An 11,606-nucleotide genomic window follows, 5' to 3' on the forward strand; every position below is an offset into this window, starting at 1 on the left:
TTTACCGTGAGCTTTAAATGTCCAGCATGCAAAAAGGAATGGCCAAGCAGCAAGCAGGTGGCACGCCATATGTTCGGCACCGGCGACAAGGCGCACAGGGCATGGATCGAATCACAGGGTCACTCGTACATCGAGCTTCTTCTCGCGCAGACCACCGAAGCGGGCAATAAGAGCTACGAGATTCTGTCAGATCTCATAGAGAAAGCACAGGACAAGCTGTAAGAATCAGGAAACCCCCCCGGGGGTTCCATACTTAAACATAAGGAGGAAGATCCATGATCATAGAGGGCGGTTTTACTCTGAAAGCACCAATCGACAAGCTTTTCGATTTCCTGCTGAAACCGGATACCATCCTTACCTGCCTTCCCGGCGCAGAGTCGGTGAAGATGATCGATGACACGTCATATGAGTGTATCGTGAAACAGAAGGTCGGCCCCATCAAGGCAACGCTGAAGTTTGTGAATAAGATGACCGTCGTTAACAAGCCGACACACATCGAGATCGAGGGCGAGGGCGAAGACATGACCAAGCTTGGCCACTTCAAGCAGAAAAGCGTTGTTGACCTGACAGAGAAGGGCAACGGTGAAGTTGAGGTCGCCTACAAGACGGACGTTAACATTGTGGGCAAGCTCGCGATGTTCGGCGACAGGATCATGAGGGCGAAGGCGAAGGACACGGAAAAGCAATTCACCAAGAACCTTCAGGAGAAACTAGAAAGCATCGTGTGATGGCAGGATAAATAGAAAGAAATCCTGAAAAGGGTTTCCGCCTCGGCGGAAACCCTTTTTTTATGCCCCCAGGTTTGTTTTCTCCACATGTGCGGCAGGTGACGTTGGCAAGGGGCGTTAGTTGGCGGCCGGGACGGGGGTTGCCGAGACTCGGGCGGCATGGCATGGATGAATGACCGAGGAAAGGAAAGGGCCCACCGAATGAATTCGGCGGGCCCTTAATTAATATTATCAAGTGGGGCAGAAAGAGATTACACCCCGCTCATGCCAAGCATTCTGGGAAGAATAAGGGCAATGTCGGGAATAAGAATGAGTAGAATGGCCGCGACACAGAGGGCGCCGAGGAAGACCCAGATGCCGGCGAAGACGTCCCTGAGGGGAATCTTCGCCACGCCGGATACGACGTAACTGTTCATGCCGACGGGAGGGGTAATGATGCCCATCATAAGGACGACGACGGTAACAACGCCGAACCATATGGGGTTAAAGCCGAGCTGGGTCACGACGGGATAGAAGATCGGCACGGTGAGGATGATAAGCGCCAGGGCGTCGAGGACGCAACCCATTACAAGGTACATGAAGACGATGAGGGCCATGACGAGAGCCGGTGGGATCTGAAGGGAACTGACAAGCTCAGCCACGGTGAAGGGAATACGGGAAATGGCAAGGAAGTGGCCAAAAATGGTGGCACCTGCGACGATGACCATGATCATACAGGAGGAAACGAGAGCCTCAATGATGGACTTGCCTACCCCCTTGAGGTCTATGGAGCGCGTTATCAATGTCAGGACCAGCGTGGCGAAGGCACCGATGGCGCCACCCTCTGTGGGAGTGAAAAACCCCTTCATCATCCCGCCCATGACAACAAAGAAGATAATGACTATCTCGATGGCGCCGGGAAGAGACCGGAATCTTTCTCCCCAGGACGATTTTACGGCTGTTGGCCCAAGAGAGGGATCCTTCTTACACCAGAGATAAATGGCAAGTATAAAGAGGAGGCATATCATGATGCCCGGGAGAATGCCGCTGACGAACAGGGTGCCGATGGATTGCTGGGTAAAGATGCCATAGACAATGAAGACGACGCTGGGGGGGATCATGACGCCGATGCCTCCGGCGGATGCTATGGAACCGCCGATAAGCTTGTCGTGGTAATTGTACCTGCGCATCTCCGGGGCCGCGACGCTTGAGAATGTCGCGGCGGTGGCGGTTGTGGACCCACATATGGCGCCGAAGAAGGTGGAGCCGATGACGGTGGCCATGGCGAGGCCGCCGGGGATGTGACCGACAAACCGATGTGCAGACGCGAAAAGCCTTCTCCCTATACCGGAGTTGGCGGCGAGCTGACCCATAAAAATAAACAGCGGGATGACCGTCAAACTATAAGACGAAAAGACATCGAAAATGTCCTTCGCGAGAAGGTTCGTGGCGGCTGGCAAGGATGTAAGGTACCAGAACCCGATGAACCCGACGATGGCCATGGCAAAGCCTATCTCGAGCCCGATGAAGAACAGAACGAACATACCTACAATTCCGATTACACCAACAAGTTCAGGGCTCATGATTTTTTCCTCGCTACGGTGATGAAGTCAACGATCAGGGTAAAGGTCTGCATGAAACAGCAGAGTCCTATTCCGATGGCTATGGGATAAAAGGGCATTTTGATGGTCAAAGACACCTCTCCCGATTTGTAGAGGTCGTTTGCCATCAGCAACAGATTATACGCTATGAGGAAAAATATCACCATGGCAAGGATTCTTGTGAGGAGCAAAAAAACCTTTTGGGTTTTCCCCGAGAGCTTTGTGGTGAAGAAATCGACGGATATGTGGCTCTTCAATGATGTGGTATAGGGGATACAGAACCCGATGACAACGACGGCGGATAGGCCGACAAGCTCGTACGTTCCAATAACGGGCAATTGGAACTCCCGCATGATGACGTCCGTGACGGTAAGCAGCATCATGAACATCAGCGCCCAGCCAGCTACAAGAAAAATAATTCGGTTTACGCTCTTCGTTCTTTCGAAAAGACTCATGGTTGAACCTCCCTAACAAGATCACCTAATCACTATAGTAAACGAATACCTTACCTAGTGTATCTTCCACTTTTCTAAAAAAACGAACGATATTTATTCACGCTTTGCGGATGATATCTGCAATACTTATTTATTGTCGCAATTTTACCTGAATCAATTTCTTGATGTCAACAGAATTCAAACAATTATGCCCCCTTAGAACGAACGAATCAAGCCGCAATAATTCTCCATGATGAACGATAACGTACGCGGGTCTGTCGGCCCGCCCGGGCCCATACGGTTGGCCCCCGATGTGGGGTCGGGGGCGGCCCGGAAACATCCCCCGGCGGGATCAACGGTTCCTTTTTTCATGTTGAATTAACCTGTTGCGCTTGAAAAAGTTTTTTCGTATAATGCTCGCGGTGACGCAAGTGACTGTCTGGTGTTCGCGACGCCTCAAGATTCACGAACGCGCCCCGACAATCTATCGAAACCTTGTTCCAATCGATGCTTTGTAAACATAGTGCAGATTATGTGAGGCATCCCGGCGGGAACGGGTTGAGCGTCAAGTTCAATATTAATTGAAAAGAGGAGGAGAGAAATGAGTCTGTACGGAGAGGCTTTTCGGGTGGCGGTGACCGGTTTTTCTGTTGTTTTCATTACGCTCATCGTTCTCGCGTTCAGCGTGAAGCTGATGAGTTTTTTTGCCCGCATGGCGGGCGGCAAAAAGGGAGGGAAATAGCACATGGGCGCATTTGACCTCTTCAACGTTGTCATCACCAAGACCGGTTTTCTCGAACTGTACTGGGGTCACATTGTCATGTGGCTCATCGGTTTTTTCTTTCTCTATCTGGCCATCAAACATGATTTCGAGCCACTCCTGCTCGTTCCCATCGGGTTTTCCATCTTTCTGGTGAACCTGCCCCTCGCGCCGCTGACGGGCCCCGGGGAACTCATAAACCTCTTTTTCAAATGGGGCCTTGAGACGGAGATAATCCCCTGCCTCATATTTCTTGGCGTCGGGGCGCTGACCGATTTCGGCCCGATGATAGCGAACCCGAAGACGCTGCTCCTTGGTGCGAGCGCCCAGTTGGGTGTCTATATAGCGTTCTTCGGATCCATATTTTTCAATTTCAACCTCCAGGAGGCCGGATGCATCGGCATCATCGGTGGAGCGGACGGCCCGACATCCATCTACCTGGCATCGGCTCTTGCGCCTCACATGCTTGGCATGGTGGCCGTGGCGGCCTACTCCTACATGGCAATGGTGCCACTCATCCAGCCGCCCATCATGAAGCTCTTTACGACGGAAAAGGAGCGAAAGATACGCATGAAACAACTCCGCCCGGTGTCGCGCACGGAACGGCTTATCTTTCCCATCGTTGCCACCATTGTCATTTGTCTCCTGACACCTCCGGCGGCACCGCTCATCGGGCTTCTGATGCTGGGCAATCTTTTCAGGGAATGCAAGGTTGTCGACCGCCTCCTGAAGACCTCCCAGAACGAGCTTCTCAACATCGTCACAATAATACTGGGTATCGCGGTGGGATCGACAATGACCGCCCAGGTCTTCTTGAAGCCTCAACCTATCTTCATCTTCATCCTCGGGCTTGTGGCCTTTGCCTTTTCGACCGTTGGCGGTATTTTGCTGGCAAAGTTTATGAACCTCTTCCTCAAGGAAAAGATAAACCCGCTCATCGGCTCCGCGGGAGTGTCCGCTGTTCCCATGGCGGCTCGGGTATCCCAGAAAATGGGTCAGCAGGCTGACCCAAGGAACCATCTCCTCATGCACGCAATGGGGCCCAATGTGGCCGGGGTCATCGGTACAGTTGTTGCGGCAGGCATGTTCCTGTCTTTGCTGAAGTAGGACGAAGACAAGGACGGGATACCACCACCGGGCCTTGCAAGAAACCTGGTGCGTTTTGTGGATGAATGTGGCATGATTATGATCAGAAGTGAACATTACGCGATAGAGAGGTGAACGATGAGCGGATATAATTTGTTCATGTTGCTTTTGGTGCTTGCAGTATCTTTGGTCGCGACCTTTCTTTTTCTGAAAGAAGCGATCAAGGGCGAACAGAAAAAATAAGCAAGGCGCACCACTTACTAACGATAAAAAAACAGGGGCAAAAACCCCTGTTTTTTTATTTCCATGACCTGTTTATTCTAATAACTTATCTTGTTTTTCCAGCCGGGCTCGAATTGCTGGTCAAAAAAGTTATCAAGTTTTTCAAAAAGTCGCTTCCACCCGGGGGTAAAATCGTATCTTAAGACGTCCTCCAGAAAGGGGACGATCTCACCAAGCTTGTCCTTGGGCAAATAGGAACGGGCTTTCATCTCGAAAGAGCGCTTGAGCGCATCGGAGTTCAGGGCATGGGCGGTGAGCATGACAACCTTGAGGCCCTTTTTTGTTGCGGCATCGAGAAGCTCAAAGCCCCTGACGCCCATGATGTCGAGGATAATGATGTCGTAATGCGTGGAATCGATCTTTTTTATGGCCTCTTCGTAGGTCGTCGCCTTGTCGAAGGTGCAACTCTTGCAGGCATCGGTTATCTCTTCCTGGAGAACGCCGAGCACGTCGGCCTCGTCGTCCACTGCCAGGATGTGCTTATTCTCAAGCAATGATTTCTCCATACAATCCTCCACGTGTGTGCCGTTCACGGCGAAAGTCGGATGCTGCCGGCGGACAACCAATAATGTCATTCCAGACAGGAACCGCTAGTACATAAATACGTGCTTTCATGGGATTAGTCAAGTCTTTTGCGGGTTGCGAAGGGGCCGCAAGAACAATGAAATAGCTCATAATGCCTTGCAGCGGGCGAACGTCAGGGAGAGGATATGTCCTTTACCGGGGAAAGCAAAGGTGATAGATTGATTGCTATGAATTGCGGGTGCGCCATACTGGCAGGGGGAAGAAGCGTGCGCATGGGGCGCGACAAGGCAACGGCACAATTCCACGGGGCCCCCCTGGTCAAGGAGGTGTACGACCGGGTGCGGGAAGTGTTCGACGACATCATGGTCGTCTCGTCCGTGCATGGCGCCATTGAAGGCGTCGACGCCCCGCTGGTGAGGGACATCCTCCCCATCCAGAGCCCCATGGTGGGCATCGCAACGGCGCTCATTCATTCCGCCAGGCCCCGTGTCTTTGTGGTTGCCTGCGACATGCCGTTCCTCTCCGTCGAAGCCATACGGTGCATTGTCGCCGAGGCGCGAGGAGAAGACATCACCATCCCCATGGCGGAAGGCTATTACCAGCCTCTTCATGCCATGTACGCGCGGTCCTGCCTCGCCCCCTTGCTGCGTCTCATAGGTTTGAACCAGCTGAAGGTTTCGGGCATCCTCCCCTACGTGTCGGTGAAGACCGTCAGTGACCGCCCCTGTTTCTATACCGAGAAAGGCTCCCTCGTCTTTTCCAATATCAACACCCCGGAGGAGCTCGCCCGCGGCAACGCAGGGGAGATCTGACGTGACCGACGGCAGTAAAGAGGTGTCGATGCGGAACATGACCCCCGCGGACATCGACGGGGTCCTCGAGATCGAAAGAACCTCTTTTCTTTCCCCCTGGACACGGGGAATGTTTGAACAAACCCTGTCTTCGCCCGTGGCCGACAGTCTCATCATAGAGGAGACGGGTCGGATCGCGGGATACATCATCTCCTATTGCGCAGCCCATGAGATGCACATCATGAACATAGCGGTCCAACGTGACCGGCGCGGTCGGGGCCTTGCGTTCGATATGATGTCCCGGGTCCTGGCATCTGCCCGGAGGAACTCCATCGAGGAGTGTTTTCTCGAGGTGAGGGAAAGCAACATGCCTGCCAGGGGTCTTTACGAGAAGCTGGGTTTCCGGCCCGTGGGAAGGCGCAAGGGGTATTACGGTGAAACCGGTGAGGACGCCCTTGTGATGGGACTGTCGCTGTAGGAGATTTGGGTTGCGCGCCGGCTGTCTTACGGGTTACAATCGCTTACCGAAGGTGTCGGCCTTTATGTAATAATGGTATATTCCACCGGGGACAGAAGAAAGCATGGATGACATTCCGGGAAAGATCATAGAGAACGGTTGCGTTGCGGCCGGCTACCGGCGTCTCAGGGTAAGCCTTGAGAGGCCTCTCGGCAAGGTGTCGCCCGGGCAATTCGTCATGTTGAAGATCCCTGACGGGGAGATATTCCTGCGAAGGCCCTTCAGTATCTACAACTCCCAGGGTAGAACGTTGACGGTCGTGTATCGTGTTGTCGGCAAGGGAACGGACGCCTTAAGCGCCGCCGGCAGGAAGGCGCCCGTCATGGTCCTCGGCCCCCTGGGTCATGGCTTTACGGTGACAAAAGGGACCACCCGCCTCGTCGTTGCCGGGGGGATCGGTTATGCCGGCGTCAGAATGCTCCTGAGGCGCCTGGGAGACAGGGCGACCCTGTTCCTCGGTGTCACGGGAAAAGAAGAGCTTCGCATGGCCGAAGACCTTGAAGGGCCGGAGGTCTTCGCGTCGACCATGGACGGGTCCAGCGGATTCGCGGGCGACGTGGTAGGCCTCCTGGGGCAGCATCTCGGCGAGTACCGGGGGAAGAGCCCGGAGGTCTTCGCCTGCGGCCCGCAGGGCATGGTGAAGAGCCTGAAGACCCTCCTCGAACCCCACGGGATCCCCTGCCAGGTTTCCGTTGAGGAGAGAATGGCCTGCGGCATGGGGTTGTGTTTCGGCTGTGTCGTCGCCACGAGGGACGAGGCAAGTCCCTATAAACGGGTGTGCAAGGAAGGACCGGTATTCAGCCTATGGGATCTCTCGCTGTAGACCTTTTCGGAAAGAGGCTCAAGAACCCCGTCATGAACGCATCGGGCACCCTGGGGTACGGTGTCGAGATAGAGCCCCTCTGGGCAGTGGAAACAATGGGGGCCTATGTAACGAAGGGTCTCTCCGCGAAGCCCCACCATGGCAACGCGACCCCCCGTGTCTGGGAGGAGCGTTGCGGGATGATAAACTCCATTGGCCTCCAGAATGTCGGCGTCGACCTTTTCTTCTCCCGTTACTTCCCTTTCTTCGTTGAGAAAAAGTGTCCCGTCATCGTCAACTTTTTCGGTTTCAGCGAAGAGGAATACCTGTCCTGCGCGAGGAGTATAGAACCCCACGACCTCATCATCGCCCTGGAAATGAACCTTTCCTGTCCCAATATCAAGAAAGGCGGGATCAGCTTTGGAAAAGAGGCCTCAGCTGTCCACACCATTGTGCGCTCCGTAAGAGCGGTCACAGAGATACCCCTTATCGCCAAGTTGACACCGGAAGTAAAGAACCTGGCCGAGATCGCCCGCGCCGCCCATGAAGGGGGCGCCGACGGACTGACGCTTATTAACACCATGCCGGCGGCGGTCGTTGACGTGAAAAACCGGAAGGTTCCCTTAAAGGGCGGTCTTTCGGGCCCCATCCTGAAACCCGTTGCCCTGCGTGCCGTTCACGAATGTTCCCAGGCCGTTCCCATACCCGTCATCGGCGTGGGGGGGATAATGGACACCGATGATGCCCTGGCGTTCTTCATGGCGGGAGCCAGGGCCGTTCAGATCGGGACCGCCACATTCATAGACCCGTTCACCATGCCAAAGATCATAGCCGGACTCGATTCGTGGCTCGACAAGTCCCGTTGCGGCGACATATCCGCGATTGTAGGGACCACCCATGGATAATAGCGGCGTGCCGGTCGGTGTCGCTCTTGAGGGCATGAAGGAAAAGGACGCCGCCCGGTTCGCCCGTGACATAGCGGAAGGCCTCGGCCTGCCCCCCCTCATTGCGCGCATCCTTGTCGCCCGGGGGGTAAGGACGTCCGATGAAGCAGGCGTCTTCCTGAAGCCGCGACTCGATGACCTGTCCGACCCCTTCCTGCTGCCCGATATGGACAAGGGCATCGCGCGGCTTATCGATGCGGTCAGCAAGGGGGAGCGGATCTGCATCTGGGGTGACTACGATGCCGACGGGGTTTCCTGCCTTGCCCTGATGTTCAATTTCCTCCTTCATCTCGGGATATCGCCCGTCGTCCACATACCCACCCGGGAGGAAGGATACGGGCTCAGTATCGACAAGATCGGGGACCTGGCGAGACAGGGGGTGGGCCTTATCGTCTCCCTTGACTGCGGTGCCTCCAATGCCGAGGAAATAGCCCATGCCCGCCGCCTTGGCATGGATACCATTGTCATAGACCACCACGAGATGGGAGCGGAGGTTCCCCCGGCTGTCGCCGTCATAAACCCCAAACGCAAGGACTCCCTGTTTCCCACGAGGGATTTGGCGGCGTGCGGCGTCACCTTTTTCTTTCTCCTCGGCCTGCGCCGGGTGATGCACAAAAAGGGGCTCATCCCGGCACATATCAACCTGAAAAAAGAGCTTGACCTCGTGACCGTGGGAACCGTTGGCGACATGGTGCCGCTCCTCGGGGACAACAGGATCCTGGTGCGCCACGGGATGGAGGTCATGAACAAGAAACCAAGGGCATGGCTGCGATCGATGCTGGGGAACAGGCTCGTCCCCAAGGGTCTCGTCAACGAATTCGCCCTCGGCTTTGTCATCGTTCCCCGGATCAATGCCACGGGCAGGGTCTCACGCCCCCACAAATCCCTCGACTTCCTCGTCTCGCCCGACGAAAACACAGCCCTCGGCCTGCTCGCGGAACTTCAGAAGGCGAACAGCGAACGGCAAAGGCTGGAGAAAAAGATCCACGAGGAGATTATGAACTCCCTGCGGACGGGCGGTCTTTCAGCCAAAAAGACCATCGTCGTTTTTAACGAGAAATGGCACGCAGGCGTTCTGGGGATAGTTGCCCAAAAGCTGGCGGAACAGTTCGGAAAACCGGCCATCGTCATCACCCGGGTCAACGGCATATGGAAGGGCTCCGGCAGGGGTGGCGACGGCATGGACCTCTTCGAGGCCATATGCTCCCTTTCGCCCCTCCTTCTGAAATACGGGGGGCACAAGTACGCGTGCGGCATCTCCCTGGAAGAGGGGAACCTTCCCCTCTTCGCCGAGGCGTTCGAAAGAGCGGTGGAGGGAACCATCATTTCGCGGAAACGCGTGGTGCAGATTGACACCGCGGCGGGATTCGACGAACTGACAACGGAGGCAATGGACGGTCTGGAAGACCTCGGCCCCTTCGGCATCGGCAATCCCCGCCCGAACCTGCTCTTCGAGGCCGCAGGCGTTATCGCGGCACCAAGCGGCCGGACAAGGATCACGGACGGCAGCAACAGGACGTGGTACGGCTTTTACGCAACAAAAGGCCCCTTCCAGAAGGATAACGGCGCAAGAATAATCGCTTCCCCGGTGGTGAAGATGGAGATGGGGGAGAGGTTTATACATTTGAACATAAAAGAAATGGCAGGGGCAGATAATAACCAATGAAACGAAAAGAATTAATGACGACGTCAAAGTGAATATCATGCCGGTCTTGTTTTTGTCTGGTCATTGATCATTATCTTCTCTCCAGGTTGTCGATGAGCAAAGACAAGACACATGTCACTCCCGCCATCAGGTTCCTTCGGGACAGGAAGATAGAGTTCTCGGAGCATCCCTATCAGTATGTGGAGCACGGCGGCACCTCGACGTTCGCGAAACAGTATCACGTCGATGAGCACATGGTGGTAAAGACCCTCATTATGGAGGACGAGAACAAAAAGCCCCTTGTCGTTCTCATGCATGGCGACGAAGAGGTTTCCACCAAGGATCTCGCCCGCATTATCGGCGTCAAAAAGGTGGGACCATGCACGCCCGAGACGGCACAGAAGCACTCGGGCTACATGGTCGGCGGCACCTCGCCCTTTGGCACCCGCAAGGCCATGCCCGTCTACATGGAAGAGACGATCCTCGCCCTCCCGAAGATCTACATCAACGGCGGGAGGCGCGGCTACCTCATCGCAATGGACCCCGGCGACATAGTGAAAACATTGCAACCGAAGCTGGTACACGTCGGGATAGAATAAAAACGGTTCAAGGTTCAAGGAAAGACCGGACGGGGAGGGATCGTCGATGTGGACAAGCGGCTGCAAAGTTATTATAATGACACGAAACTACAACAGGTGCCATGCGTCCTATATGTCCCATACGTCCTATGCCCCCCGTTAAGACCAATCTCAAGGACCACTATGTCTCCTGAACTGTCCGCACTGCTCATCGCCGCCGTATCGATAGGCTTTTTTCACACGCTTTTCGGTCCCGACCACTATGTGCCTTTTGTGATGCTCTCCTGGTCAAGAAAATGGTCCACCCTGAAGACCGCGGCGGTTACCTTCTCGTGCGGCCTGGGGCATATACTGAGCTCCATCGTTCTCGGCCTCGCAGGGGTTGCCCTGGGGGTTGCCCTGGAGAAGCTCGAGTTCATAGAATCCACCCGGGGGACGGTGGCGGCATGGCTGCTCATCGCCTTCGGCCTCGCCTACAGCGCGTGGGGGATCAGGCGGGCGATCCTCAACAGACCCCATAAACATGTCCACTTCCACGGTGCCGGCGACGTTCACGAGCATGAGCATACGCACCACGGCAACCACGCCCATCTTCACGAAGAAGGCAAAAAGACCCTTACCCCCTGGGTCCTCTTCATAATATTTGTTTTTGGCCCCTGCGAACCCCTGATCCCGCTCCTCATTTATCCTGCTGCCCGGAAAAGCTTTATGGGCGTGGCGATGGTGAGCCTGACATTCGGGGTTGTGACGATAGCGACGATGATGGCGGCGGTGCTGCTCATGAGGGCGGGCTTAAGCTTCAAGGTGCTCGATCGGGCCGAGCGTTACACTCATGCCATAGCCGGGCTGACCATCCTCACCTGCGGTTTGATGATCCAGTTTCTGGGGCTGTGAGAAAAGCGATACAGTGGCGCCGGTTCTCCTTTGGTCATTG

General features: G+C 55.1%; 14 protein-coding genes. 11 read left to right on the forward strand and 3 right to left on the reverse strand.

Annotation, left to right across the window (positions count from 1 at the left end; translation table 11 throughout):
- Positions 1-6 precede the first annotated feature (6 nt).
- The gene (locus PHC90_00245) at positions 7-222 is read left to right on the forward strand and encodes a hypothetical protein (protein ID MDD3844766.1); all 216 of its coding nucleotides are present in this window, start codon (positions 7-9) and stop codon (positions 220-222) included.
- Positions 223-275: 53 nt separating this feature from the next.
- The gene (locus PHC90_00250) at positions 276-728 is read left to right on the forward strand and encodes an SRPBCC domain-containing protein (GenBank protein MDD3844767.1); all 453 of its coding nucleotides are present in this window, start codon (positions 276-278) and stop codon (positions 726-728) included.
- A 251-nt stretch (positions 729-979) separates the two neighbouring features.
- On the opposite strand, the gene PHC90_00255 is transcribed toward PHC90_00250, so the two are convergent.
- On the reverse strand, positions 980-2,290 hold the full coding sequence (locus tag PHC90_00255) for a TRAP transporter large permease (protein MDD3844768.1): 1,311 nt from the start codon (positions 2,288-2,290) through the stop codon (positions 980-982).
- On the reverse strand, positions 2,287-2,763 hold the full coding sequence (locus PHC90_00260) for a TRAP transporter small permease (protein ID MDD3844769.1): 477 nt from the start codon (positions 2,761-2,763) through the stop codon (positions 2,287-2,289). The genes PHC90_00255 and PHC90_00260 overlap by 4 nt, the downstream gene beginning before the upstream one ends.
- Before the next feature lie 580 nt (positions 2,764-3,343).
- Between PHC90_00260 and PHC90_00265 the strand changes: the two genes are divergently transcribed.
- Both PHC90_00265 and PHC90_00270 read left to right on the forward strand, forming a co-directional pair.
- Positions 3,344-3,484: an OadG family protein gene (locus PHC90_00265; protein MDD3844770.1), complete on the forward strand. Its 141-nt coding sequence runs from the start codon at positions 3,344-3,346 to the stop codon at positions 3,482-3,484.
- 3 nt (positions 3,485-3,487) lie between these two features.
- Complete coding sequence (locus PHC90_00270) at positions 3,488-4,609, forward strand: sodium ion-translocating decarboxylase subunit beta (protein MDD3844771.1); 1,122 nt, start codon at positions 3,488-3,490, stop codon at positions 4,607-4,609.
- A gap of 299 nt (positions 4,610-4,908) precedes the next feature.
- Here the strand turns inward: PHC90_00270 and PHC90_00275 are convergent, their stop codons facing one another.
- Positions 4,909-5,376: a response regulator gene (locus PHC90_00275; protein MDD3844772.1), complete on the reverse strand. Its 468-nt coding sequence runs from the start codon at positions 5,374-5,376 to the stop codon at positions 4,909-4,911.
- Between the two features lie 204 nt (positions 5,377-5,580).
- On the opposite strand from PHC90_00275, the gene PHC90_00280 reads away from it, so the two are divergent.
- From PHC90_00280 to PHC90_00310, 7 genes are all read left to right on the forward strand, one after another.
- Positions 5,581-6,207, forward strand: a complete 627-nt coding sequence (locus PHC90_00280; GenBank protein MDD3844773.1) for a molybdenum cofactor guanylyltransferase — start codon at positions 5,581-5,583, stop codon at positions 6,205-6,207.
- A 1-nt stretch (position 6,208) separates the two neighbouring features.
- Complete coding sequence (gene rimI / locus PHC90_00285; protein MDD3844774.1) at positions 6,209-6,664, forward strand: ribosomal protein S18-alanine N-acetyltransferase; 456 nt, start codon at positions 6,209-6,211, stop codon at positions 6,662-6,664.
- Between the two features lie 103 nt (positions 6,665-6,767).
- A complete protein-coding gene (locus PHC90_00290; GenBank protein ID MDD3844775.1) occupies positions 6,768-7,526 on the forward strand; it encodes a dihydroorotate dehydrogenase electron transfer subunit in 759 nt (252 codons plus the stop codon).
- Positions 7,508-8,410 carry a dihydroorotate dehydrogenase gene (locus tag PHC90_00295; GenBank protein MDD3844776.1) on the forward strand — a complete coding sequence of 301 codons (903 nt, stop codon included), beginning with the start codon at positions 7,508-7,510 and terminating at the stop codon, positions 8,408-8,410. Before PHC90_00290 ends, PHC90_00295 begins: the two co-directional genes overlap by 19 nt.
- Complete coding sequence (gene recJ / locus PHC90_00300) at positions 8,403-10,115, forward strand: single-stranded-DNA-specific exonuclease RecJ (protein ID MDD3844777.1); 1,713 nt, start codon at positions 8,403-8,405, stop codon at positions 10,113-10,115. Before PHC90_00295 ends, recJ begins: the two co-directional genes overlap by 8 nt.
- Before the next feature lie 92 nt (positions 10,116-10,207).
- Positions 10,208-10,693 carry a Cys-tRNA(Pro) deacylase gene (gene ybaK, locus PHC90_00305; protein ID MDD3844778.1) on the forward strand — a complete coding sequence of 162 codons (486 nt, stop codon included), beginning with the start codon at positions 10,208-10,210 and terminating at the stop codon, positions 10,691-10,693.
- Between the two features lie 162 nt (positions 10,694-10,855).
- Positions 10,856-11,566, forward strand: a complete 711-nt coding sequence (locus PHC90_00310) for a sulfite exporter TauE/SafE family protein (protein ID MDD3844779.1) — start codon at positions 10,856-10,858, stop codon at positions 11,564-11,566.
- Positions 11,567-11,606 lie beyond the last annotated feature (40 nt).

This window comes from Syntrophorhabdaceae bacterium, from assembly GCA_028698615.1.
GTDB lineage: Bacteria > Desulfobacterota > Syntrophorhabdia > Syntrophorhabdales > Syntrophorhabdaceae > Delta-02.